We start from the raw sequence: 24885 nt of genomic DNA, 5'->3' as shown, positions 1-24885 counted from the left end.
AGGGACGGGCGGGACGGCCTGATTGTGACGTGCCGGGCGCGACCTGGCTGTTGGCCGGGATCGCGCCGAACGTGGTTCGGTCGTCCGATTATGCGGGTAGCGGAAGGACCACTGTCAACGATGCAGGATGAATTCCCGCACCAGCTTGCTACCGAAGTACGCCAGCATCAGCAGGATGAAGCCCAGCAGGGTCCAGCGGATCGCCCGGTGGCCGCGCCAGCCCAGGCGATTGCGGCCCCACAGCAGGATGCCGAAGACCACCCAGGCGATGCAGGAGAGCACCGTCTTGTGCACCAGGTGCTGGGCGAACATGTCTTCGACGAAGAACCAGCCGGAGATCAGCGACAGCGACAGTACCACCCAGCCGGCCCAGAGAAAGCCGAACAGCAGGCTTTCCATGGTCTGCAGCGGTGGAAAGCTGCGGATCAGCCCGGACGGATGCTTGTTCTTCAGTTGGCGATCCTGGATCAGCAGCAGCAATGACTGCAATACCGCCAGGGTGAACAGGCCATAGGCGATGATCGACAGCAGCACGTGCACCACGATCTTCGGCGAGACGTCCAGCGGCGCCACGGTGCCCGGCGGCACGAATTCGGCCAGCAGCGCGGTCACCGCGCCGAGGGGGTAGATCAGCACCAGCAGCGGTTGCAGCGGCATGCGCAGGCAGCCGATCAGCATCAGCGCGATGGCGGTCGCCGAGATCAGGCTCGAAGCGTCGAAGAAGTCCAGGCTCAGGGTCGGTTCGAGGATCAGCTGCAGGTAGACGGCCAGGGCATGGGGCAGCAGGGCCAGGATGCCGGCGCCCAGGACCAGGGGCTTGTTCGACGGTTGTTTGCGCAGCAGGCAACTGCCCTGGTAGAGGGTCGCGAGCAGATAGAGGGCGGCGGCCAGGAGGGTGGGCAGCAGGGCGTGCATGGTCCGGATTCAGCAGGGCGGAAAGCGGACGAGTGTGGCACAGACCGGGCAGCACAGAAAGTCCGGGGCACGCTCTGGCGCCCGCCGGCCCGGCGGGTCGAACCCCTGCCGCCGCCGGGCGGTCCCATGAGCTACATCCCCTTAGGAAGTCTCGACCATGCTTAAATTTCTCGGCGGTACCATGGGCATCATTTTCCTGATCGGTCTGGTGGTGGTCATCGGCATCTTCTCGCTGATCTTCTGACCCTGCACCTTCCGGGCACCGTCGCTCCGCCGGTGCCTGCCTCCCGGCCTTCCTGTCGCTCCAGACACCCGGCCAGCTCCCGTACCGCCGACCGCTACCCGCTCCGCGCTTGCCCGCGACTATCCCTGGGCCGGCGCTCTTTCGTTATACTTGCCGGTCAGCCGCCGTTTCCGCCCTGGATGTCCGCATGTTCGAGAATCTCACAGATCGCCTGTCCCAAAGCCTGCGCCACATTACCGGCAAGGCCAAGCTCACCGAAGACAACATCAAGGACACCCTGCGCGAGGTGCGCATGGCGCTGCTCGAGGCGGACGTGGCCTTGCCGGTGGTCAAGGAGTTCGTCAACCGGGTCAAGGAGCGGGCGGTCGGCACCGAGGTGTCCAAGAGCCTGACCCCGGGCCAGGCCTTCGTGAAGATCGTGCGCGCCGAGCTCGAAGCCATCATGGGCGCGGCCAACGAGGACCTGGCGCTCAACGTGGCGCCGCCAGCGGTCATCCTCATGGCCGGCCTGCAGGGCGCGGGCAAGACCACCACCGCCGGCAAGCTGGCGCGCTTCCTCAAGGAGCGCAAGAAGAAGACCGTCATGGTCGTCTCCGCCGACGTCTACCGCCCGGCCGCCATCAAGCAGCTGGAAACCCTGGCGGGGGAGGTGGGCGTCACCTTCTTCCCCTCCGACATCAGCCAGAAGCCGGTGGACATCGCCCAGGCCGCCATCCGCGAGGCCAAGCTCAAGTTCATCGACGTGGTCATCGTCGACACCGCCGGTCGCCTGCACATCGATAGCGAGATGATGGCGGAGATCCAGCAGGTCCATGCCGCCACCAAGCCGGCCGAGACCCTGTTCGTGGTCGATGCCATGACCGGCCAGGACGCCGCCAACACCGCCAAGGCCTTCAACGACGCCCTGCCGCTCACCGGCGTGATCCTGACCAAGGTCGACGGCGACGCCCGCGGCGGTGCCGCCCTGTCGGTGCGCCACATCACCGGCAAGCCGATCAAGTTCATCGGCATGGGCGAGAAGAGCGAAGCCCTCGACCCCTTCCACCCGGATCGCGTCGCCTCGCGCATCCTCGGCATGGGCGACGTCCTCTCGCTGATCGAGCAGGCCGAGCAGACCCTGGATCGCGAGAAGGCCGACAAGCTGGCCAAGAAGCTCAAGAAGGGCAAGGGCTTCGACCTCGAAGACTTCCGCGACCAGCTGCGCCAGATGAAGAACATGGGCGGCCTGGGTTCCTTGATGGACAAGCTGCCGACCATGATGGGCGGCATGAACATCCAGCAAATGGGCAACGCCCAGGGCGCGGCCGAGAAGCACTTCAAGCAGATGGAAGCCATCATCGACTCCATGACCCCGGCCGAGCGCCGCGATCCGGAGCTGATCAGCGGGTCGCGCAAGAAGCGTATCGCCCTCGGCTCCGGCACCCAGGTGCAGGACGTCGGCCGCCTCATCAAGCAGCACAAGCAGATGCAGAAGATGATGAAGAAGGTCACCGCCAAGGGTGGCATGGCCAAGATGATGCGCGGCATGGGCAGCATGTTTCCCGGCGGCGGCATGCCCAAGATGTGACCCGCGGGTGCCGCCCGTCGCCAGACGGTCGGCCGCGGAAGCGGCTCTGCGAGAGGGGCAGGCGCCAGCGCTGGTGCGCCTTCGCGAGCGACGGGGCTTCGCCTCGCGGATCTCCGTCTCACCCCATTGCCGGGAGCTTCGTTGAAAGCCATTGGCAAATGGGGTGACAGCCCTTAGAATATGCGGCCTTTCGGGCCATGTGGCCCAGCGTGCCCACTGTTTCAAGCACCGACTACAGGAACGAAGTTCAATGGTAACCATCCGTCTAGCCCGTGGCGGCTCCAAGAAGCGCCCCTTCTACCACCTGACCGTGACCAACAGCCGCAATGCGCGCGATGGTCGCTTCGTCGAGCGCATCGGTTTCTTCAACCCGATCGCCAGCGGCGCCGAAGTTCGTCTGTCGGTGGACCAAGAGCGTGCCAACTACTGGCTGTCGCAGGGCGCCCAGCCGTCCGAGCGCGTCGCTCAGCTGCTCAAGAGCGCTCAGGCTACCGCCTGAAGACCATGAGTACGCCGACCTCCGCCCCCGACCTGGTGGTCCTGGGCAAGATTGTCTCGGTCTTCGGCGTACGGGGTGAGCTCAAGATCTACTCGTTCACCGATCCCCTCGATAACCTGCTGGACTATCGAACCTGGACGCTAAGGCGCGATGGCGAGACCCGGCAGGCCAAGGTGCTCGGCGGACGGTTGCACGGCAAGGTCCTGACGGTACGGCTGCAGGGCCTGGACGATCGCGAAGAAGCCCGCCTCATGGCCGGTTTCGAGATCTGCGTGCCGCGCAGCGAATTGCCCCAGCTGGGCGCCGGTGATTACTACTGGCATCAGCTGGAAGGTCTCAAGGTGATCAATCGCGAAGGCCAGTGGCTGGGCGTGGTGGATCATCTGCTGGAGACCGGGGCCAACGACGTCATGGTGGTCAAGCCCTGTGCTGGCAGCCTCGACGATCGTGAGCGTCTGTTGCCTTACCTGCCGGACCAGTTCGTGCTGGCGGTGGATCTGGCCAAGGGTGAGATGCAGGTCGACTGGGACGCGGATTTCTAATCCATGCGTATCGATGTCATCAGCATCTTCCCCGAGATGTTCGAGGCCGTGAGCGCCTATGGCGTGAGCGGCCGCGCGATGAAGCAGGGGCTCCTGGAGCTGACCTGCTACAACCCGCGCAGCTATACCGAGGATCGCCACCAGACCGTGGACGACCGGCCCTTCGGCGGCGGTCCCGGGATGGTCATGAAGATCCAGCCGCTGGAGCGCGCCCTAGCCGATGCCAAGGGTGAGTCGGCGGCGGCGAAGGTGATCTACCTGTCCCCCCAGGGTCGCAAGCTCGACCAGGCGGCGGTACGGGAACTGGCGCAGGAGGAGCATCTGATCCTCATCGCCGGGCGTTACGAAGGCATCGACGAGCGTTTCATCGAGACGCACGTGGATGAGGAATGGTCGATTGGCGACTATGTGCTGTCCGGCGGTGAATTGCCGGCTATGGTGCTGATCGATGGGGTCACGCGACTGCTGCCCGGAGCCTTGGGGCATGTGGATTCCGCCGAGCAGGACTCGTTCACCGACGGCCTGCTCGATTGCCCGCACTACACCCGACCCGAGGTGTACGAGGGCCGTCGCGTACCCGACGTGTTGCTCAGTGGTAACCACGAGCATATCCGGCGCTGGCGCCTGCAGCAGTCCCTGGGACGCACTGCGGAGCGACGCGCCGATCTTCTGGATGGCCGCTCGCTTTCTGGAGAAGAGCAGAACCTGTTGGCGGAATATCTTCGTCAGCGGAACGATAGTTAGGTATCGATGGCGGGCCGCGGCCTGTCTTAGGAGCAGAGTGACATGACCAACAAAATCATTGCCCAGATCGAAGCTGAGCAGATGAACAAAGAAATCCCGGCGTTCGCCCCCGGCGACACCGTGATTGTCCAGGTTAAGGTGAAGGAAGGCGACCGTCAGCGTCTGCAGGCCTTCGAAGGCGTGGTGATCGGCAAGCGTAACCGCGGCCTGAACAGTGCCTTCACCGTGCGCAAGATCTCCAACGGTGTTGGCGTCGAGCGTACCTTCCAGACCTACAGCCCGCTGGTCGACAGCCTGAGCGTCAAGCGTCGCGGCGACGTGCGTAAGGCCAAGCTGTACTACCTGCGCGAGCTGTCCGGCAAGGCTGCCCGCATCAAGGAAAAGCTTTCCTGATCGCGGCGTGACCAGAAAAAAGCAGCTTCGGCTGCTTTTTTCGTTTCTGAGGTTCGAGGTAAGACATGACGACCCGCGAAGCGGAAATCCAGCGGCGTACCGCGCTGTCGGAAACCCGGGTGGCCAAGGCGGTGTTCCCGCCCACCACCAACCACCACGACACCTTGTTCGGCGGCACCGCCCTGGCCTGGATGGACGAGGTGTCCTTCATCACGGCGACGCGCTTCTGCCGCAAGCCGCTGGTGACGGTCTCCACCGACCGCATCGATTTCAACCATCCCATTCCCGCCGGCTCCATCGTCGAATTGATCGGGCGGGTGGTGAAGGTCGGCAACACCAGCGTCAAGGTGCAGGTCGAGGTCTTCGTCGAAGGCATGCTCGCGGAAGGGCGTGAACGCGCCATCAATGGCGCCTTCAGCTTCGTCGCCGTCGACGAGGCGGGCAAGCCGACGCCGGTCCTGCCCGGATTCGCCGAGTGAACGGCGAGCGGCTGATCGAAGAATTCCTCGACGCCCTGTGGCTGGAAAAGGGCCTGTCGCCCCATACCCGCAGCGCCTACCGCACCGATCTGCTGGCCTTCGCCCGCTGGCTGGAGGGCAGGGGCCTGACCCTGGAGACCGTCGGCCGCGACGCCGTGCTCGACCACCTCGGCTGGCGGCTCAGCGAAGGCTACCAGGCACGCTCCACCGCGCGCTTTCTCTCGGGCCTGCGCAGCTTCTACAAGTACAGCGTGCGCGAAGGGCGGATCGCCGAGGACCCGACGCTGCTGGTGAGCATGCCGCAACTGGGGGCGCCGCTGCCCAAGAGCCTGTCCGAGGCGGACGTGGAGGCCCTGCTGGCGGCGCCGGATACCGAGGACAGCCTGGGCCTGCGCGATCGCACCATGCTCGAGGTGCTCTATGCCACCGGGTTGCGGGTGACCGAGCTGATCAGCCTGACCCTGGACGAGATCAATCTGCGCGAGGGTTCACTGCGGGTCTTCGGCAAGGGCAGCAAGGAGCGGCTGATTCCCCTGGGCGAGGAGGCCATCGCCTGGCTGGAAGACTATCTCAAGACGGCGCGGCCGCTGCTGCTGGGCGGCCAGCCGGGCGACATCCTCTTTCCCAGCCAGAGGGGCAAGCCCATGACCCGGCAGACCTTCTGGCACCGCATCAAGTTGCATGCCCAGGTGGCCGGCATCCGCACCTCGCTGTCGCCGCATACCCTGAGGCACGCCTTCGCCACCCATCTGCTCAATCACGGCGCGGACCTGCGCACGGTGCAGATGCTGCTCGGCCATACCAGTCTTTCCACCACCCAGATCTACACCCATGTCGCCCGGGTGCGGCTGCAGCAACTGCACGCCCAGCACCATCCGCGGGGGTAGGGCGGGACCGCCGTAGCCGGCAGGTCTGTGGTAGGCTTGCCGGCGTCTCAACAGGAGTCGAACATGCGTATTTCCCAACTGTTGCTCGCCGCTTGCCTGGGGCTCGGCGTGCAACTGGCTCAGGCCGAACCTGAGCAGGCCATTCGCCAGAGCCTGACCGCGCTGCAGCCCAATCTCGCCATCGAATCCATCGCCAAGAGTCCGCTGGACGGCCTCTACCAGGTCCAGCTCAAGGGCGGTCGCGTGCTCTACGCCAGTGGCGACGGCCAGTTCGTCATGCAGGGCTATCTCTACCAGGTGAAGGACGGCAAGGCCGCCAACCTGACCGAGAAGGCCGAGAACGTCGCCGTGGCGCGGCAGATCAACGGTCTCGACCGCAGCCAGATGATCGTCTTTCCCGCCCAGGGCGAGACCAAGGCACATATCACCGTCTTCACCGACACCACCTGCCCCTATTGCCAGAAGCTGCACGCCGAGGTGCCCGAGCTGAACAAGCGCGGCATCGAGGTACGCTACCTGGCCTTCCCGCGCCAGGGCATGGGCTCGCCGGGTTCCAAGCAGCTGGAAGCGGTGTGGTGCGCCAAGGACAAGCCGGCGGCGCTGAGCCAGATGTTTACCGGGCGTGAGGTCAAGTCCGAGAGCTGCCAGAATCCGGTCGCCCAGCAATTCGCGCTGGGGCAGAACATGGGGATCCAGGGCACGCCGGCGATCATCCTCGCCAACGGCCAGATGATTCCCGGCTACCAGCCGGCCGACCAGCTGGCGGAAGCTGCCATCAGCGCGCGCTAGGCGCCGTCACGAAGACTTCAAACGGAGCCGCGGAGCGGCACCATACGACATGGGGATAAGGGTGTGAAGCCGGTCAAAGTAGGCATCTGTGGTCTGGGTACCGTGGGCAGCGGGACCTTCAACGTACTCAAGCGCAACGCCGAGGAAATCGCCCGGCGCGCCGGACGCGGTATCGAGGTGGCGCAGATCGCCCAGCGCCGGCCGAACCCCCATTGCGACACCGGCAGCACGCCGATCACCGCCGATGTCCTGGCGGTGGCCGACAATCCCGAGATCGACGTGGTCGTCGAATTGATCGGCGGCTACACCCTGGCCCGCGAGCTGGTGCTGCGCGCCATCGCCAATGGCAAGCACGTGGTCACCGCCAACAAGGCGCTGATCGCCGTGCACGGCAACGAAATCTTCGCCAAGGCGCGCGAGCAGGGCGTGATCGTCGCCTTCGAGGCCTCGGTGGCCGGCGGCATCCCGGTGATCAAGGCGCTGCGCGAGGGCCTGGCGGCCAACCGCATCAACTGGGTGGCCGGCATCATCAACGGCACCGGCAACTTCATCCTCTCCGAGATGCGCGAGAAGGGTCGCACCTTTCCCGATGTCCTGGCCGAAGCCCAGGCGCTGGGCTATGCCGAGGCCGATCCGACCTTCGACGTGGAAGGCATCGATGCCGCCCACAAGCTGACCATCCTGGCCTCCATCGCCTTCGGCATCCCGCTGCAATTCGACAAGGCCTACACCGAGGGCATCACCCGGCTGACCACGGCCGACGTCGGCTACGCCGAGGCGCTGGGCTATCGCATCAAGCACCTGGGCGTGGCGCGCAGCACCGACCAGGGCATCGAGCTGCGGGTGCATCCGACGCTGATCCCGGCCGATCGCCTGATCGCCAACGTCAACGGCGTGATGAACGCGGTGATGGTCAATGGCGATGCCGTCGGCTCGACGCTGTTCTACGGTGCCGGTGCCGGGCGCGAACCCACCGCTTCGGCGGTGGTGGCCGACCTGGTGGACGTGGTCCGCGCCATGACCTCGGATCCGGAGAATCGCGTGCCGCACCTGGCCTTCCAGCCCGATGCGCTGTCCGACCATCCGGTGCTGCCGATCGAGTCCTGCGAGAGCGCCTACTATCTGCGCATCCAGGCCAAGGATCATCCGGGCGTACTGGCCCAGGTGGCGAGCATCCTCTCGGCGCGCGGCATCAACATCGAATCCATCATGCAGAAGGAAGCCGAGGAGCATGACGGCCTGGTGCCCATGATCCTTATCACCCACCGGGTGATCGAGCGCCACATGGTCGAGGCCATCGCCGCCCTGGAAGCCCTGGATGACGTCGTCGGCGACGTCGTCCGCATCCGCGTCGAGCACCTGAACTGAGCAGCCTGGCGGCGCCCGGCGCCGCCGTCTTTCCCGAGGTCGAGTCATGCGTTACATCAGTACCCGCGGCCAGGCGCCCGCGCTGAATTTCGAAGAAGTGCTGCTGGCGGGTCTCGCCAGCGACGGTGGTCTCTACGTCCCGGAGAACCTGCCGCGCTTTTCCCTGGAGGAGATCGCCTCCTGGGCCGGTCTGCCCTACCACGAGCTGGCCTTCCGGGTGATGAAGCCCTTCGTCGCCGGTTCCATCGCCGATGCCGAGTTCAAGGCCATCCTGGAAGAGACCTACGCCGGTTTCGCCCATAGCTCGATCGCGCCGCTGCGCCAGCTGGACGCCAACGAGTGGGTGCTGGAGCTGTTCCACGGTCCGACCCTGGCCTTCAAGGACTTCGCCCTGCAACTCCTGGGTCGCCTGCTCGACCATGTGCTGGCCAAACGTGGCGAACGCGTGGTGATCATGGGCGCCACCTCCGGTGACACCGGCTCGGCGGCCATCGAGGGCTGCAAGCGCTGCGAGAACGTGGACATCTTCATCCTGCATCCGCACCAGCGGGTGTCGGAAGTGCAGCGCCGGCAGATGACCACGCTGCTGGGCGACAACATCCACAACCTCGCCATCGAAGGCAACTTCGACGACTGCCAGGAGATGATCAAGGCCAGCTTCGCCGACCAGGGCTTCCTCAAGGGCACCCCGCTGGTGGCGGTCAATTCGATCAACTGGGCGCGGATCATGGCCCAGATCGTCTACTATTTCCATGCGGCCCTGCAGCTGGGTGCCCCGGCGCGCTCCATCGCCTTCTCGGTGCCCACCGGCAACTTCGGCGACATCTTCGCCGGCTACCTGGCGCGCAACATGGGCCTGCCGGTGAGCCAGCTGGTGGTGGCCACCAACCGCAACGATATCCTGCACCGCTTCATGTCCGGCAACCGCTACGACAAGCAGCAGCTGGAAGCCTCGCTGTCGCCGTCCATGGACATCATGGTCTCGTCCAACTTCGAGCGCCTGCTGTTCGACCTGCACGGTCGCGACGGCGTGGCCCTGGCCGAGCTGATGGCGAACTTCCGCAGCAGCGGCACCCTGTCGGTGGCGGACGACCGCTGGACCGAGGCGCGCAAGCTGTTCGATTCCCTGGCGGTCAGTGACGAGGATACCTGCGCCACCATCGCCGAGGTCTATGCCGCCACCGGCGAGGTACTGGATCCGCACACCGCCATCGGCGTGCGCGCCGCTCGCGAATGCCGCCGCAGCCTGGCCACGCCCATGGTGGTGCTGGGCACCGCCCACCCGGTCAAATTCCCCGAGGCGGTGGAAAAGGCCGGCATCGGCGCCACCCTCAGCCTGCCGACCCACTTGGCCGACCTGCTGCAGCGTGAAGAGCGCTGCACCGTGCTGCCCAACGACCTGGCCGCCGTCCAGGCCTTCGTCAGCCGCCACGGCAAGCGTGGGCAGCCGCTATAGGTTTTAGGCGCTAATCGCGGTCATGGGCCGCTCCTACGGAAAAGCTAAGCACCTGTAGGAGCGGCCACATCGGCGGACCGTCATGGCCGCGATGAGCGGCGTAGGGTGGGTAACGGCGGAGCCTTACCCACCGGTGCCCGAAGCCCGGTGTGGAAACGCTGCGCGATTTTCCGCCCTACGTCTTGGGTAGGTTGGGTTGAGACGGCTGCATCGTCGAAGCCCAACACGGCGGACTCGAATCGCCTTTGTTGGGCTTCGCTGCGCTCAACCCAACCTACCGTCCTACCGTCCCCAAGCCCCGCTGCCTTTTCCGGTACAATGCCCGGCTTTCCCTGCCGGTGACCCGCCCATGGCTCTGCAAGCCACGCCCTACAAAGTCGAACTCAACCTCACCGATCTGGATCGTGGCGTCTACGAGAACCTGCGCCTGACCGTGGCGCGGCATCCCTCCGAGACCGAGGAGCGGCTGGCGGTGCGACTGCTGGCCTATGTGCTCTGGTACAACGAGCAGCTGGCCTTCGGCCGCGGCCTGTCCGACGTCGACGAGCCGGCGCTGTGGGAGAAGAGTCTCGATGGTCGAGTGCTGCACTGGATCGAGGTCGGCCAGCCCGATGCCGAGCGCCTGACCTGGTGCAGCCGCCGCACCGAACGTACCAGCCTGCTGGCCTATGGCAACCTGCGCGTCTGGCAGACCAAGGTGGTGGACGCGGTCAAGACGCTGAAGAACCTGCACATCGCCGCGGTTCCTGCCGAGCCCCTGGCCGAGCTGGCCCGCGACCTGCCGCGCAGCATCGTCTGGCAGGTGATGATCAGCGAAGGCACCCTGTTCGTCACCGACGACCGCGGCCAGCACGAACTGCAGCTGGAATGGCTGCTGGGCGAGCGTTGATGCGCCTGGAGCCTCGCCCGCTACCGGCGGTATTGCCCGACCTGGGTGACCTGCCGCCGCTGCTCACCCGGCTCTATGCCGCCCGCGGCGTGACCCAGCCGGAAGAACTCGACAAGGGCCTGGCGCGGCTGGTGCCCTATCACCAGCTCAAGGGCATCGAGGCGGCGGTGGAGCTGCTGGCCCGCGCCCTGGAAGAGCGTCGGCGTATCCTCATCGTCGGCGACTTCGATGCCGATGGCGCCACGGCCAGTGCCGTGGGCGTGCTGGCCCTGCGGCGCCTGGGCGCGGCCTGGGTCGACTACCTGGTGCCCAATCGCTTCGAATACGGCTACGGGCTGACGCCCGAGATCGTTGCCGTGGCCTTGCAGCGCGAGCCGGAAGTGCTGCTCACCGTCGACAACGGCATTTCCAGCCTGGACGGCGTGGCCGCGGCCAAGGCCGCCGGCTTGCAGGTGGTCATCACCGACCACCACCTGCCCGGCGCCGAATTGCCCGCCGCCGACGCCATCGTCAATCCGAATCAGCCGGCCTGCGCCTTTCCCAGCAAATGCATCGCCGGGGTTGGGGTGATCTTCTATGTGATGCTGGCCCTGCGCAGTCGCCTGCGCGAGAGCGGCTGGTTCACCCGTCAAAGCCTCGCCGAGCCCAATCTGGCCGAGTTGCTCGACCTGGTGGCCCTGGGCAGCGTCGCCGACGTAGTCCCGTTGGACGCCAACAATCGCATCCTGGTGCACCAAGGGTTGATGCGCATCCGCGCCGGCCGGGCACGGCCGGGGCTCAAGGCGCTGCTGGAAGTGGCCGGGCGCCAGCCGGGCAAGGTGGCCTCCAGCGACCTGGGCTTCATCCTCGGCCCGCGCCTCAATGCCGCGGGGCGGCTGGACGACATGTCCATCGGTATCGAGTTGCTGCTCTGCGAGGACGCGGAGTTGGCGCGCGAATATGCCCAGCAACTGGATGACTTCAACAAGGATCGCAAGAGCATCGAGCAGGGCATGCAGCGCGAGGCGCTCAAGCAGCTCAAGGAGTTGCCGGAAGACGACCTGCCCTTCGGCCTCTGCCTGTTCGATCCGGAATGGCACCAGGGCGTGATCGGCATCCTCGCCTCGCGGCTCAAGGAAAAGTATCACCGCCCGGCGCTGGCCTTCGCCGACGACGGCAGCGGCACCGGCATGCTCAAGGGCTCGGCGCGTTCGGTCGCCGGGCTGCACATCCGTGATGCCCTGGACGCCGTGGCGACCCGTCATCCGGGGCTGATCACCAAGTTCGGCGGCCATGCCATGGCGGCCGGCCTCAGTCTGCCCCAGGCGCACTACGAGACCTTCGCCGCGGCCTTCGACGCCGAGGTGCGTCGCCATCTGCAGGCCGACGACCTCAGCGGGCGGCTGCAGACCGACGGCTGCCTCGCCCCGACCGAATTCCAGCTCGGCCTGGCCCAGGCCCTGCGCCAGGCCGGTCCCTGGGGCCAGCAGTTTCCCGAGCCGCTGTTCCACGGCGCCTTCGAGATCCTCTCCCAGCGCCTGCTCAAGGAACGGCATCTGAAGCTGACCCTGCGCAGCGAGCAGGGCGGGCCGGAGCTGGACGGCATCGCCTTCAACATCGACCGTGAGACCTGGCCCGATCCGAACATCCGCTGGGCCGAACTGGCCTATCGGCTGGACGTGAACGAGTTTCGCGGCAACGAGAGCGTGCAATTGCTGGTGGTGCACCTGGCACCGCGCTAGACAGCGGCGAGCGGTACCCGGGCGGGTGGCGCTCGGCGGCTTTTCCACCGAGTCCCGTCGGATCGGCGATCTATTCTGGTTGGGAGCACTCCAATGCCGTGCATCCCGATTCAGACGAGGTCCGCCATGAGTCTCCTGTTCCAGCCGCTGACCCTGCGTCAGCTGACCCTGCCCAACCGGGTGGTGGTCTCCCCGATGTGCCAGTACTCCAGCGAAGACGGCTTCGCCAATGACTGGCACCTGGTCCACCTCGGCAGTCGCGCCGTGGGTGGTGCCGGCCTGGTGATCTTCGAGGCCACCGCGGTCACCCCCGACGGGCGCATTACGCCCCAGGACCTGGGCCTGTGGAAGGACGAGCAGATCGAGCCGCTGCGGCGCATCACCCAGTTCATCGAGGGCCAAGGTAGTGTCGCCGGCATCCAGCTGGCCCACGCTGGGCGCAAGGCCAGTACCTGGCAGCCCTGGGCCGGCAAGCATGGCAGCGTGCCCATCGCCGAGGGCGGCTGGGTCCCGGTGGCACCATCGGCCATCGCCTTCGACCCCCAGCACACCCGACCCACGGCCGTTGATCGCGATGACATCGCCAGCCTTCGCCGGGCCTTCGTGGACACCGCCGAGCGCGCCCTGGCGGCGGGTTTCAAGGTGGCCGAGATCCATGCCGCCCACGGCTATCTGCTGCACCAGTTCCTCTCGCCGCTCTCCAATCGCCGCGAAGACGACTACGGCGGCAACTTCGAGAATCGCATTCGCCTGCTGCTGGAGGTCACTGCCGACGTACGCGCGGTCTGGCCGGAGGAGCTGCCGCTGTTCGTGCGGGTCTCGGCCACCGATTGGGTGGAGGACGGCTGGGACGTCGATGAGACGGTGGAGCTGGCCCGTCGACTGAAGACCCTGGGCGTCGACCTGATCGATGTCTCCTCCGGTGGCACCGCGGCCCAGGCCGACATTCCCACCGGACCCGGCTACCAGACCCAGTTCGCCGAGCGGGTGCGCAAGGAAGCCGAGATTCCCAGTGGCGCGGTGGGCATGATCACCGATGCGGCCCAGGCCGAGCATGTGCTACGCACCGGCCAGGCCGACCTGGTGCTGCTGGCGCGGGAACTGCTGCGCGATCCCTACTGGCCGCTCAATGCCGCCGAAGCCCTGCGTGAGAAGGTCTCCTGGCCACCGCAGTACGTGCGCGCCGCTCACCGGGATACGCCACTGCGCAAGCCGTTCGGGATGGAATAGGGCGAAACGGAGCCATCCGTCCGGATGGCTCCCGTCGTCAGGGCTTGGCCGGCCGCAGCAGCGCTTCCAGGGCGTCGCTGTCGTAGTAGTCGCCCAGGTACCAGATGCGGCCATCGCGGATCTTCATGATGCTGGCGCCGCGGATCTTCACCGGTTGCTTGCCGGTGGTGGTGACGCGGTTGCCGGTCAGCTCCCATTCGAAGGCGATGCTGCGCGGGCCGATGACCGGCTTGTGCACCATCTTCACCTGGAGGTCGGGCACGGCCTTGAGGGTGACCTTGACGATCTTGTCGCGGGCCTGGTTGCGACTGGTCTCGGTGGTGGCCGCACCACTGTCGAAGTACTGCACCTTGGGGTCGAGCAGGGCACTGGCCGCCTCGGCGTCGTGATCGTTCCAGGCATCGAGATAACGATTGGCGATGAGGTGAGCGTCCTCGGCGGCGGCCTGGGCCTGGCCGGCGGTGAGGGCGAGCGAAAGCGCGAACAGCACAGCCAGACGCGAACGCATGGGGTGTCTCCGGCAACTACAGGGGAAGGCGCAAGAGTAGCGCTGCGGCCAGGCCGCGGTCAGAAATATTTTGTATCGGCTGCGACGCATCGCCCGCTCGACTGCAACATCCGGTAAGCAGCGACGGGGAGCCAGACGACGCTGTGGGCGGTCTCAACAGGTTGAATCCAAATCCCCTGTGGAGGTTGCCCATGAACACCCGCGGTCTGCTCGATCAATTGCTCAAGGCCGGCCAGCAAGCCTTGGCCAACAAGACCGGTCAGTCGACCATGCGACCAGGCGCTGGCAGCGCTCCCGCCGGCAAGGATGGTCTCGGCAGCCTGCTGTCGGGCCTGGGCAACAGCGGCCTGGCCGCCGGCGCCCTGACCGCACTGCTGGGCAGCAAGCGTGGCCGCAGCCTGGGCGGCAAGGCCGTCGGCTATGGTGGTCTGGCGGCGCTCGGCATGGTGGCCTACAAGGCCTATCAATCCTGGCAGGCCAGCCAGGCACAGGGCGCGCAAACGGTCGAGCCGCGCACGGTGGACCGGGTCCCCGAGCACGAGGCCGAGACCCATGGTCGCGCGGTCCTCATCGCCCTGATCGCGGCGGCCAAGGCCGATGGTCATGTGGATGCCCAGGAGCGCCAGGCCATCGAGGCCGAGATGGCCAAGCTGGACAACGACCCCGAGCTGCGCAGCTGGCTGCAGCGCGAGCTGGAGCAGCCACTGGACCCGGCCAAGGTCGCTACTGCTGCCGAAACCCCGGAAATCGCGGCCGAGATGTACCTGGCCAGCCTGCTGCTGATCGACGATCAGCAATACATGGAGAAGGCCTACCTGGACGAACTGGCGCGCCAGTTGCGCCTGGAGCCCGGTCTGCGTGCCGAACTGGAACGCCAGGCCGCGACGGTCTGACGACTAGCCGTTCAGCGGTTCTTCACTGAGGACTTCTTCACCCAGGAGCAGGGTCCGCTCCGCCGCGCAGAGCTGTAGCAGGAAGTCCCAGACCACGCGCAGGCGGGCGGAGCGGTGCAACTCGCGGTGGGTCGAGATCCAGTACTCGCGGGTGAAGGACCTTTCCGGCAGCACGCATTCCAGCGGGCTGCCGGCGTCCACCAGGTAGCAGGGCAGCACCGCCAGGCCGAGACCGGCGCGGGCCGCTTCCCGCTGGGCGATGACGCTGGTGCTGCGAAAGACCAGGCGGGGTTCCGGGCAGAGGCCCTGGATGAATTGCAGCTCGCGGCAGAACAGCAGGTCGTCGACATAGCCGATGAAGGTCTGTTCGCCCAGGTCGGCTCCGGCATCCAGCGGTGGGGCTCGATCCAGATAGGCGCGACTGGCATAGAACCTCAGCCGATAGGGCGTCAGCCGCCGGCCGATCAGGCCCTCGGCAGTAGGGCGCTCCAGGGTGATGGCGATGTCCGCCTCGCGGTTGGTGACGCTGACGAAGCGCGGCACCGAGACCAGTTCCACCTCCAGCCCCGGATAATCCCGCAGCAGTCCACCCAGGCGTCGCGCCAGGAAGCCGGTGCCCAGCCCCTCGGTCACCCCGACCCGTACCTGGCCCAGGGGGTTGAGTCTCTGGGTCACGGCTTCCTGGGCCAGCAGGGCGGCATCTTCCATCGCCTGGGCATGGGCAAGCAGCGCCTGGCCGGCCGGGGTGAGCTGATAGCCGCTGGCCTGTTGTACCAGCAGTTGGCTGCCCAGGGCGCGCTCCAGGGCCTCCAGGTGCCGGGCGACGGTGGCATGGCTGACGCCCAGGCTGCGTGCGGCGGTCAACAGTCGGCCGTGGCGCTGCACCTCCAGGAAAACGCGCAGATCGTTCCAGTCGAACACGCCGCTGCCTCTCTTGTTCTGGTCTAGCCTGCCGCTTTTGAGGCGCTGTGCAGAAATGCACAGCCGTTGCCCGTTTTCTGCAACTGCTGTTCGCGGATGACGCCACTAGGATAGGAGCCACAACAACAAAACACGAGGGAACGTCATGCCCCGTCCTGCCGCGGACTATGACTTCATCATCGTCGGCGCCGGTCCGGCCGGCTGCCTGCTGGCCAATCGACTCTCCGCCGATCCGACCCACCGCGTGCTCCTGCTGGAAGCCGGCGGGCGCGACAATCATCCCTGGATCCATATCCCGGTCGGCTACCTGTTCTGCATCGGGAATCCACGCACCGACTGGTGCTTCAAGACCGAGGTGGAAGCCGGCCTGGGCGGTCGGGCGCTCAACTATCCGCGTGGCCGGGTGCTGGGCGGCTGCTCCTCCATCAACGGCATGATCTACATGCGCGGCCAGGCGCGGGACTACGATGGCTGGGCCGCCGCCGGCAATCCCGGCTGGGCCTGGCAGGACGTGCTGCCGCTGTTCAAGGCAATGGAGGATCACTGTGACGGCGCCTCGGCCTTTCATGGCGCCGGCGGCGAATGGCGCGTGGAGCGCCAGCGCCTGCATTGGATGCTGCTCGACGCCTTTCGCGCCGCTGCTGGCGAAACCGGCATCGCGCCGGTGGAGGACTTCAATACCGGTGACAACGAAGGCTGCGGCTACTTCCAGGTCAACCAGCGCAACGGTGTGCGCTGGAATGCGGCCAAGGCCTTTCTCCGGCCGATCCGCCAGCGCGCCAATCTGGAGGTGCTGACCGGCGTCCAGGTGGAGCGGGTGCTGCTGGAGGAGGGCAGGGCGCGGGCGGTACTGGCGCGGCTGCCGGGCCAGGCCGCAGCCCAGCGCCTGGCCGCACGGCGCGAGATCGTGCTCTGTGCCGGAGCCATCGGCTCGCCGACCCTGTTGCAGCGCTCCGGCATCGGGTCGCGGGCGCTGCTCGAAGGGCTGGGCATCGGCGTCCAGCATCGGCTGGAAGGCGTGGGCGGCAATCTGCAGGATCACCTGCAACTGCGGCTGATCTATCGGGTGCATGGGGTACCCACCCTCAATGCGCTGGCCGGCAGCCTCTGGGGCAAGCTGGGCATGGGCCTGGAGTACCTCTGGAAGCGCAGTGGCCCCCTGGCCATGGCGCCGAGTCAGTTGGGCGCCTTCGCCCGCTCCGATCCGGGCCAGCCCTCGGCCAATCTGCAGTATCACGTGCAGCCGCTGTCGCTGGAGCGCTTCGGCGAGCCCCTGCACGGCTTTCCCGCCTTCACCGCCTCAGTGTGCAACCTGCGCCCGGCCAGTCGCGGCCAGGTGGCCATTCGTAGCGCCGATGCCCAGGCGGCGCCCTTGATCCAGCCGCGCTACCTGAGCGCGGAGGAAGACCTCAAGGTAGCCGCCGACGCCATCCGCCTGACCCGGCGCATCGTCGCGGCGCCCGCCTTGGCTGCCTACCGGCCCGAGGAATACCTGCCGGGCCCGGCCTACCAGAGCGAAGAGGAATTGCAGCAGGCCGCTGGCGCCATAGGCACCACCATCTTCCATCCCTCCGGCACCTGCCGCATGGGGCAGGGCGCGGATGCCGTGGTGGACGCCCGCCTGCGGGTGCATGGCATTCCCGGCCTGCGGGTCGCCGACGCCTCCATCATGCCAACCCTGGTCTCCGGCAACAGCTGTTCGCCGACCCTGATGATCGCCGAACAGGCGGCCCGCTTCATGCTGGCCGAGGCGCGGGAGCAGGGAATCATCGAGTTGCCCGCGGCGGTTGCCCGGCCGGATCGGGTCTCGGCCGCCTAGTGTTACCGACGGCGGGGCTCCCGCCGTTTCCACCGTAGTAGCTGTCGCCCATAACAACAATCAGCCCGGCGCTCCCGGGCCAGGAGAACGTGCGATGTCAGACTATGCCCAACCCCGGGTACAACCTACCGCGGTCGTCAGTCGCCGCGAAGAACGCAAGGTGATCTTCGCCTCGTCCCTGGGGACCGTCTTCGAGTGGTACGACTTCTTTCTCTACGGCGCCCTGGCGGCGGTGATCAGCAAGCAATTCTTCGCCGGGGTCAACGACACCACCGCCTTCATCTTCGCCCTGCTGGCCTTCGCCGCCGGCTTCGTGGTGCGACCCTTCGGCGCCCTGGTGTTCGGCCGGCTGGGCGACCTGGTCGGGCGCAAGTACACCTTCCTCGCCACCATCATCCTCATGGGCATCGCCACCTTCGGCGTCGGCCTGCTGCCCACCTACGCCAGCATCGGCGTAGCCGCGCCCATCATCCTGGTGGTGCTGCGCCTGCTGCAGGGGCTGGCGCTGGGCGGTGAATACGGGGGCGCCGCCACCTACATCGCCGAGCACGCACCGCCCGGCAAGCGCGGTGCCCATACCAGCTGGCTGCAATCCACGGCCACCCTGGGCCTCTTGCTGTCGCTGGTGGTGATCCTGGTCTGCCGCTATCTGACCGGCGATCAGTTCGAGGTCTGGGGCTGGCGCCTGCCGTTCCTGCTGTCGATCTTCCTACTGGCCATCTCCACCTGGATTCGGATGTCCATGCACGAATCCCCAGCCTTCCTGCGCATGAAGGCCGAGGGCAAGCAGAGCAAGGCGCCGATCCGCGATTCCTTCACCCACTGGAGCAACCTCAAGGTGGTGCTGATCGCCCTGTTCAGCATCAACGGCGGCCAGGCGGTGACCTTCTACCTGGCGCAGTTCTACGTGATGTTCTTCCTCACCCAGACGCTCAAGCTGGATCCGGTGCTGGCCAATAACCTGCTCATCGTCAGCGTCATCCTCGGTGCGCCCTTCTTCGTCATCGCCGGCTGGCTGTCGGACAAGGTCGGCCGCAAGCCGATCCTGATGCTCGGCCTGCTGCTGGCCACGGTGCTCTACTTCCCGCTGTTCAAGGCCCTGACCCACTACGCCAATCCGCAGATCTACCAGGCCAGCCAGCGAGCGCCCATCGTGGTGACCGCCGATCCGGCCACCTGCACCTTCCAGTTCGATCCGGTAGGCAAGGCGCGTTTCGACAGCCCCTGCGACCGGGTCAAGACGCTGCTGGCCAAGAGCGGTCTGCCCTACCGCAGCGTCGCCTCCGCGCCGGGCGATGCCGTGCAGGTCAGCGTCGGGGATAGGCTCATCGTTGGCTACGACGAGCCGGCCCTGCGCGCCGCCGTACAGGCCGCCGGCTATCCGGCCAAGGCCGATGCCGCCCAGGTCAACAAGCCCATGGTGGTGGCGGTGATCTTCGCCCTGATCCTCATCGCCACCCTCTGCTATGGACCGCTGGCAGCGCTGATGGTGGAGCTGTTTCCCACGCGCATCCGCTACACCTCGATGTCGCTGCCGTACCACATCGGCAATGGCTGGTTCGGCGGCTTCCTGCCCACGGTGTCCTTCGCCCTGGTGGTCTATACCGGCGACATCTTCTACGGCCTCTGGTATCCGGTGCTGGTGACCGGGATCAGCCTGGTGGTGGGGCTGCTCTGCCTGCCGGAGACCCGCCACCGCGACCTCGACGCCGATTGAGGCAAAGAGCGGCAGCACGGGCCGTCGCACTCTGAGTTTCGCCGCCGATTGGGTTATACTCGCGAGCTTTTCCACAGCTTTTCTCGCGAGTGTTTCCCCCATGGAAATCAACCCGATCGTCACCAGCATCAAGGACCTCTCCAGCCGTACCCAGACCATTCGGGGGTATCTTTGACTACGATCTGAAAAAGGATCGCCTGGTCGAAGTCGAGCGCGAGCTCGAGGACCCCAATGTCTGGAACAAGCCCGAGTACGCCCAGAACCTCGGTCGTGAGCGCGCCCAGCTGGCCCAGGTGGTCGGTACCCTGGACGAGCTGAGCGGCGGTCTGGCCGATGCCAGCGACCTGCTGGAGATGGCCGCCGAAGAGGAAGACCAGGGTGCGGTCGATGACGTGGCGGCCGAGGTCGAGCGCCTGCGCGGTATCCTCGAGAAGCTGGAATTCCGCCGCATGTTCAGCGGCGAGATGGACCCCAACAACTGCTACCTGGACATCCAGGCCGGCTCCGGCGGCACCGAGGCCCAGGACTGGGCCAACATGCTGCTGCGCATGTACCTGCGCTGGGCCGACCAGCATGGCTTCAGCGCCGAGATCGTCGAACTTTCCGAAGGCGAGGTCGCCGGCATCAAGGGTGCCACGGTGCACATCAAGGGCGAATACGCCTTCGGCTGGCTGCGTACCGAGATCGGTGTGCACCGCCTGGTGCGCAAGAGTCCCTTCGACTCGGGCAACCGGCGCCACACCTCCTTCACCGCGGTGTTCGTCTCGCCCGAGATCGACGACAACATCGAGATCGAGATCAATCCGTCCGACCTGCGCGTCGACACCTACCGCTCCTCCGGCGCCGGTGGCCAGCACGTGAACACCACCGACTCCGCGGTGCGGATCACCCACGTGCCCACCAACACCGTGGTGGCCTGCCAGAACGAGCGCTCCCAGCACGCCAACCGGGACACCGCCATGAAGATGCTGCGGGCCAAGTTGTACGAGCTGGAGATGCAGAAGCGCAACGCCGCCTCCCAGGCGTTGGAAGACTCCAAGTCCGATATCGGCTGGGGCCACCAGATCCGCTCCTACGTCCTCGACGCCTCGCGGATCAAGGATCTGCGTACCGGCGTGGAGCGCAGCGATTGCGACAAGGTGCTCGACGGCGATCTGGACGAATACCTCGAAGCCAGCCTCAAGCAGGGCATCTAACCAACTTATCTCTGTAGGAGCGGCCCATGGCCGCGATGGCCGCGACTCCCCCAGGCTGCGATGCCTGGATCGCGGTCATGGACCGCTCCTACAACCAGCACTCCCCAGGTAAACAGCAGACATGAGCGAACAACCCCTAGACCCCCAAGCCCAGGAACAGGAAGACAACAAGCTGATCGCCCAGCGCAAGGAAAAGCTCTCCGCGCTCCGCGACCAGCAGGCCATTCCCTTCCCCAACGACTTCCGTCGCGACAGCCTGGCCGGTGAGCTGCAGAAGCAGTACGCCGACAAGACCAAGGAAGAGCTGGAGGCCGCGGGCATCAAGGTCAAGGTGGCCGGCCGCATCATGCTCAACCGCGGCGCCTTCATGGTGCTGCAGGACACCAGCGGGCGCATCCAGGTCTACGTCGACCGCAAGACCCTGCCGGCCGAGACGCTGGAAGCGGTCAAGACCTGGGACCTGGGCGACATCATCGCCACCGAGGGCACCCTGGCCCGCTCCGGCAAGGGCGATCTCTACGTCAACATGAGCGACGTGCGCCTGCTGACCAAGTCGCTGCGTCCGCTGCCCGACAAGCACCACGGCCTGACCGACACCGAGCTGCGCTATCGCCAGCGCTACGTCGACCTGATCGTCAACGAAGAAGTCCGCCAGACCTTCCGCGTGCGCTCCCAGGTCATCGCCCACATCCGCCGCTTCCTCATGGAGCGCGGTTTCCTCGAAGTGGAAACCCCCATGCTGCAGACCATCCCCGGCGGCGCGGCGGCCAAGCCCTTCGAGACCCACCACAACGCCCTGGACATGGCCATGTTCCTGCGCATCGCGCCGGAGCTGTACCTCAAGCGCCTGGTAGTGGGTGGCTTCGAGAAAGTCTTCGAGATCAACCGCAACTTCCGTAACGAAGGCGTCTCGACCCGGCACAACCCTGAGTTCACCATGCTCGAGTTCTACCAGGCCTACGCCGACTACGAAGACAACATGGACCTCACCGAGGAGCTGTTCCGCGAGCTGGCCCAGGCCGTGCTCGGCAGCACCGACGTGCCCTATGGCGACAAGGTCTTCCACTTCGGCGAGCCCTTCGTTCGCCTGTCGGTGTACGACTCCATCCTCAAGTACAACCCGGACATCACCGCGGAAGACCTGGGCGACGTCGAGAAGGCCCGCGCCATCGCCAAGAAGGCCGGTGCCAAGGTGCTCGGCCACGAAGGCCTGGGCAAGCTGCAGGTGATGATTTTCGAGGAGCTGGTGGAGAGCAAGCTGGAGCAGCCGCACTTCATCACCGAGTACCCCTTCGAGGTCTCGCCGCTGGCACGCCGCAACGACCAGAATCCCAACGTCACCGACCGCTTCGAGCTGTTCATCGGTGGCCGCGAGATCGCCAACGCCTACTCCGAGCTCAACGACGCCGAAGACCAGGCCGAGCGCTTCATGCTGCAGGTCCAGGAAAAGGACGCCGGTGACGACGAGGCCATGCACTACGACGCCGACTTCATCAACGCCCTGGAATACGGCATGCCGCCCACCGCCGGCGAAGGCATCGGCATCGACCGCCTGGTGATGCTGCTGACCAACTCGCCATCGATCCGCGACGTCATCCTCTTCCCGCACATGCGTCCGCAATAAGAGTGGCGCCCCGCTCGGGGGCGTCTCTCCGGCTCCTGTCGACTCGGGCTCTGTCATCAAAGGTTCATTGGGACCTGCTAACAGAGCCCTGATGTCGTGTTTCTCCCGCAGGTAGCCATGACCAACACCCTGATTCCCCTGCATCCGGCCGCCGAACGGCTGGGGCTGCTCTATGCCTATCACTTCACCTCCGGGCAGCCCGGCCGCGCCCTGACCATGGCACCGGAAGATCCCTGGGAGGCGGAAGAGGGCGGTTTTCGCTGGTTGCACTTCAACCTGGCCCACGCCGCCGCCGAACGCTGGATGCGCGAGCACCTAGGCCTCCCCGAGGAATTCTTCGAATCCCTGCACGCCGGTTCCCACTCGACCCGCCTGGAGCCGGCCGACGACACCCTGCTCGGGGTGGTGAACGACGTGACCCTCGCCTATGGCCAGGTCTCGGTGGACGTCGCCACGCTCTGGGCCTGCGCCCGGCCGGGGTTGCTGGTGACCGCCCGTGCCCAGCCGCTGCGTTCGGTGGATCGCCTGCGCCATGCGGTGCGCCGCGGCGAGGGCTTCGGCTCGACCCTGGAATTGCTGGTGCACCTGCTGCGCGACCAGGCCGATGTGCTCACCGGCATCATCCGCGACACCACGGTCAAGGTGGACGCCATCGAGGATCGCCTGCTGTCCCAGCGGCTGGCCGCCAGCCGCGCCGAGCTGGGCAGCCTGAGACGCGCCCTGGTGCGGCTACAGCGGCTGCTGGCCCTGGAACCGGGCTCCCTGCTGCGGCTCCTGAACCGGCCACCGGCCTGGCTGCGTCGCGACGACATCCAGACCCTGCGCGAGGCCACCGAGGAATTCGACCGGGTGCTGGACGACCTGGCGGCCCTGGTGGAACGGCTCAAGCTCTTGCAGGAAGAGATCGCCGCCGCCTCCGCCGAACAGACCAACCGCACCCTGTTCACCCTGACCCTGGTCACGGTGCTGGCGCTGCCGATCAACATCATCGCCGGCTTCTTCGGCATGAACGTCGGCGGCATCCCGCTGGCCAGTTCGCCCCATGGCTTCTGGATCCTGGTGGCGCTGGTGGCCACCTTCACGGTACTGGCCGGCAGCTGGGCGTTCCGCAAGCGCGGCGACTGAGCGGCTGTGTGCAACCCCCTGGGGTCCGTCGCGGTCTCTAGAGGAATCGCTGCTGGAGACCGCAATGGACTTCAAGGACTACTACGAGGTACTCGGCGTCGCCCCCGACGTCGACGACAAGACGCTCAAGACCGCCTATCGCAAACTGGCACGCAAGTACCACCCCGATGTGAGCAAGGAGGCCGACGCCGAGGCTCGCTTTAAGGAGGTGGCCGAGGCCTATGACGTCCTGCGCGATCCGCACAAGCGCGCCGAGTACGACCAGGTGCGCCTCTACCAGCAGCAGGGCGAGCGCTTCCAGGTGCCGCCGGACTGGCAGCCGGGCTCGGGCGATGATTACAGCGATCCCCATGCCGGCTTCGGCGCGGACTATTCCGACTTCTTCGAATCCCTGTTCGGCGCTGCCGGGCGCTCGCAGCAGGGCGGCTTCGCCCGCCGCGGGCGCGACGTCGAGCTGGAATTGCCGCTGTTCCTCGAAGAGAGCCAGGCGGGCAGCACCAAGCCGCTGAGCTTCAGCCTGCCGCAGCGTGACGAGCTGGGCCGGCGGGTCGGCGAGACCACCAAGACCCTCAACGTCAAGATTCCCGCCGGCAGTACCGACGGTGAACGCATCCGCCTCAAGGGCCAGGGCGAGCCGGGCGTCGGTGGCGCGGAGGCGGGGGATCTCTATCTGGTCATCCGCCTGGTGCCGCACCCCCTGTTCGACGTGGATGGCCAGGACCTGGTGGTCACCGTGCCGCTCGCACCCTGGGAAGCGGCCCTGGGTGCCAAGGTGCAGGTGCCGACGCTGGATGGACAGATCATGCTCAGTATCCCGCCCGGCAGCCAGAACGGTGCGCGGTTGCGGGTGCGCGGCAAGGGCCTGGCCGGCAAGGCGGGGCAGGGCGATCTGCATGCCCTGCTCAAGGTGGTGATGCCGCCCAGGGGCGATGAAGAAACCCAGGCGCTGTGGCGCCAACTGGCCGAGCGGGCGGCCTTCGATCCCCGCCGCGACTGGAGGAAAGTCCGATGAGCAGTCTGATCGTCCTGCAGGAATTCTGCGTGCTCTGCGAGGTGAGCGAGCCGGTGGTGGTGGAGATCGTCGAGCACGGCATCCTGGCGCCCCAGCGAGGCAAGCGCCCGGCCGAATGGCACTTCGACCCCGGCGCCCTGCACCGCGCCCGCCGCGCGGTGCGCCTGCGCCAGGAGCTGGAACTGGATTGGGCCGCCACCGCCCTGGCCCTGCAACTGCTGGATGAGGTGGAAGAACTGCGCCGCGAAAACCAGCGGCTGCGCCAGCGCCTGGCGCGCTTCGCTGGCGAGTTGCGAGACGTGGGCGCCGATTCGTAGGGTGGAAAACCGCGCAGCGTTTTCCACGCG

The 24885-nt window shown here is 66.5% G+C and carries 25 protein-coding genes; 22 read left to right on the top strand and 3 right to left on the bottom strand.

Going from position 1 to position 24885, the window contains the following annotated elements; all coding sequences use genetic code 11:
* Positions 1–114 precede the first annotated feature (114 nt).
* Positions 115–915 (bottom strand): cytochrome C assembly family protein, encoded by an 801-nt coding sequence (locus ACYJP6_RS23365; RefSeq protein ID WP_459478321.1) that lies wholly within the window; start codon positions 913–915, stop codon positions 115–117.
* A 157-nt stretch (positions 916–1072) separates the two neighbouring features.
* Between ACYJP6_RS23365 and ACYJP6_RS23360 the strand changes: the two genes are divergently transcribed.
* From ACYJP6_RS23360 to ACYJP6_RS23295, 14 genes are all read left to right on the top strand, one after another.
* Complete coding sequence (locus ACYJP6_RS23360; protein ID WP_108582491.1) at positions 1073–1159, top strand: small membrane protein YohP; 87 nt, start codon at positions 1073–1075, stop codon at positions 1157–1159.
* Positions 1160–1346: 187 nt separating this feature from the next.
* Positions 1347–2726 carry a signal recognition particle protein gene (gene ffh / locus ACYJP6_RS23355; RefSeq protein WP_145007043.1) on the top strand — a complete coding sequence of 460 codons (1380 nt, stop codon included), beginning with the start codon at positions 1347–1349 and terminating at the stop codon, positions 2724–2726.
* A gap of 250 nt (positions 2727–2976) precedes the next feature.
* Positions 2977–3225: a 30S ribosomal protein S16 gene (gene rpsP / locus ACYJP6_RS23350; RefSeq protein ID WP_059230136.1), complete on the top strand. Its 249-nt coding sequence runs from the start codon at positions 2977–2979 to the stop codon at positions 3223–3225.
* Between the two features lie 5 nt (positions 3226–3230).
* Positions 3231–3767 carry a ribosome maturation factor RimM gene (rimM, locus tag ACYJP6_RS23345; RefSeq protein WP_459478318.1) on the top strand — a complete coding sequence of 179 codons (537 nt, stop codon included), beginning with the start codon at positions 3231–3233 and terminating at the stop codon, positions 3765–3767.
* A gap of 3 nt (positions 3768–3770) precedes the next feature.
* Positions 3771–4511: a tRNA (guanosine(37)-N1)-methyltransferase TrmD gene (trmD, locus tag ACYJP6_RS23340; RefSeq protein ID WP_058763822.1), complete on the top strand. Its 741-nt coding sequence runs from the start codon at positions 3771–3773 to the stop codon at positions 4509–4511.
* Between the two features lie 42 nt (positions 4512–4553).
* A complete protein-coding gene (gene rplS / locus ACYJP6_RS23335) occupies positions 4554–4904 on the top strand; it encodes a 50S ribosomal protein L19 (protein ID WP_007160957.1) in 351 nt (116 codons plus the stop codon).
* A gap of 65 nt (positions 4905–4969) precedes the next feature.
* Positions 4970–5383 (top strand): acyl-CoA thioesterase, encoded by a 414-nt coding sequence (locus tag ACYJP6_RS23330; RefSeq protein WP_459478316.1) that lies wholly within the window; start codon positions 4970–4972, stop codon positions 5381–5383.
* On the top strand, positions 5380–6270 hold the full coding sequence (gene xerD / locus ACYJP6_RS23325) for a site-specific tyrosine recombinase XerD (protein WP_459478314.1): 891 nt from the start codon (positions 5380–5382) through the stop codon (positions 6268–6270). Before ACYJP6_RS23330 ends, xerD begins: the two co-directional genes overlap by 4 nt.
* A gap of 63 nt (positions 6271–6333) precedes the next feature.
* Positions 6334–7059 (top strand): disulfide isomerase DsbC N-terminal domain-containing protein, encoded by a 726-nt coding sequence (locus ACYJP6_RS23320; RefSeq protein ID WP_459478312.1) that lies wholly within the window; start codon positions 6334–6336, stop codon positions 7057–7059.
* Between the two features lie 63 nt (positions 7060–7122).
* Complete coding sequence (locus ACYJP6_RS23315) at positions 7123–8427, top strand: homoserine dehydrogenase (protein ID WP_459478310.1); 1305 nt, start codon at positions 7123–7125, stop codon at positions 8425–8427.
* A 46-nt stretch (positions 8428–8473) separates the two neighbouring features.
* Complete coding sequence (gene thrC, locus ACYJP6_RS23310; RefSeq protein ID WP_459478308.1) at positions 8474–9883, top strand: threonine synthase; 1410 nt, start codon at positions 8474–8476, stop codon at positions 9881–9883.
* Positions 9884–10232: 349 nt separating this feature from the next.
* Positions 10233–10772: a YaeQ family protein gene (locus ACYJP6_RS23305; protein ID WP_459478306.1), complete on the top strand. Its 540-nt coding sequence runs from the start codon at positions 10233–10235 to the stop codon at positions 10770–10772.
* Positions 10772–12493 (top strand): single-stranded-DNA-specific exonuclease RecJ, encoded by a 1722-nt coding sequence (gene recJ, locus ACYJP6_RS23300; RefSeq protein WP_459478304.1) that lies wholly within the window; start codon positions 10772–10774, stop codon positions 12491–12493. The genes ACYJP6_RS23305 and recJ overlap by 1 nt, the downstream gene beginning before the upstream one ends.
* A 126-nt stretch (positions 12494–12619) precedes the next feature.
* A complete protein-coding gene (locus ACYJP6_RS23295; RefSeq protein ID WP_459478302.1) occupies positions 12620–13723 on the top strand; it encodes an NADH:flavin oxidoreductase/NADH oxidase in 1104 nt (367 codons plus the stop codon).
* A gap of 37 nt (positions 13724–13760) precedes the next feature.
* Here the strand turns inward: ACYJP6_RS23295 and ACYJP6_RS23290 are convergent, their stop codons facing one another.
* Complete coding sequence (locus ACYJP6_RS23290) at positions 13761–14231, bottom strand: nuclear transport factor 2 family protein (RefSeq protein WP_459478300.1); 471 nt, start codon at positions 14229–14231, stop codon at positions 13761–13763.
* Between the two features lie 191 nt (positions 14232–14422).
* Between ACYJP6_RS23290 and ACYJP6_RS23285 the strand changes: the two genes are divergently transcribed.
* Positions 14423–15124 (top strand): tellurite resistance TerB family protein, encoded by a 702-nt coding sequence (locus tag ACYJP6_RS23285; protein ID WP_459478298.1) that lies wholly within the window; start codon positions 14423–14425, stop codon positions 15122–15124.
* Positions 15125–15127: 3 nt separating this feature from the next.
* Here ACYJP6_RS23285 and ACYJP6_RS23280 read toward each other — a convergent pair whose 3' ends face one another.
* The gene (locus ACYJP6_RS23280; protein ID WP_459478296.1) at positions 15128–16045 is read right to left on the bottom strand and encodes a LysR family transcriptional regulator; all 918 of its coding nucleotides are present in this window, start codon (positions 16043–16045) and stop codon (positions 15128–15130) included.
* A 145-nt stretch (positions 16046–16190) separates the two neighbouring features.
* Here ACYJP6_RS23280 and ACYJP6_RS23275 point away from each other — a divergent pair, with 145 nt between their 5' ends.
* The 7 genes from ACYJP6_RS23275 to ACYJP6_RS23245 all read left to right on the top strand — a co-directional run bounded on the left by ACYJP6_RS23275 (position 16191) and on the right by ACYJP6_RS23245 (position 24855).
* On the top strand, positions 16191–17864 hold the full coding sequence (locus ACYJP6_RS23275) for a GMC family oxidoreductase (protein WP_459478294.1): 1674 nt from the start codon (positions 16191–16193) through the stop codon (positions 17862–17864).
* Between the two features lie 94 nt (positions 17865–17958).
* Positions 17959–19581 (top strand): MFS transporter, encoded by a 1623-nt coding sequence (locus tag ACYJP6_RS23270; protein ID WP_459478292.1) that lies wholly within the window; start codon positions 17959–17961, stop codon positions 19579–19581.
* A 100-nt stretch (positions 19582–19681) separates the two neighbouring features.
* Positions 19682–20777, top strand: a protein-coding gene (gene prfB / locus ACYJP6_RS23265) for a peptide chain release factor 2 (protein ID WP_459478290.1) whose coding sequence is annotated in 2 segments (ribosomal slippage) — positions 19682–19753 and positions 19755–20777 — 1095 coding nt in all. Because the reading frame shifts where the segments join, the coding sequence is not laid out codon by codon here.
* A 121-nt stretch (positions 20778–20898) separates the two neighbouring features.
* A complete protein-coding gene (lysS, locus tag ACYJP6_RS23260) occupies positions 20899–22401 on the top strand; it encodes a lysine--tRNA ligase (protein ID WP_459478288.1) in 1503 nt (500 codons plus the stop codon).
* A gap of 117 nt (positions 22402–22518) precedes the next feature.
* Entirely contained in the window at positions 22519–23526 is a 1008-nt protein-coding gene (locus ACYJP6_RS23255) for a transporter (protein ID WP_459478286.1), read from the top strand.
* 64 nt (positions 23527–23590) lie between these two features.
* Positions 23591–24538, top strand: a complete 948-nt coding sequence (gene cbpA / locus ACYJP6_RS23250) for a curved DNA-binding protein (RefSeq protein ID WP_459478284.1) — start codon at positions 23591–23593, stop codon at positions 24536–24538.
* Entirely contained in the window at positions 24535–24855 is a 321-nt protein-coding gene (locus ACYJP6_RS23245) for a chaperone modulator CbpM (RefSeq protein ID WP_459478282.1), read from the top strand. Before cbpA ends, ACYJP6_RS23245 begins: the two co-directional genes overlap by 4 nt.
* The last annotated feature ends 30 nt before the right edge of the window (positions 24856–24885 follow it).

This window comes from Pseudomonas sp. No.117 (assembly GCF_054558395.1).
The sequence above is the reverse complement of the archived record's forward strand: the minus strand, read 5'-3'. Positions and strand labels throughout refer to the sequence as shown.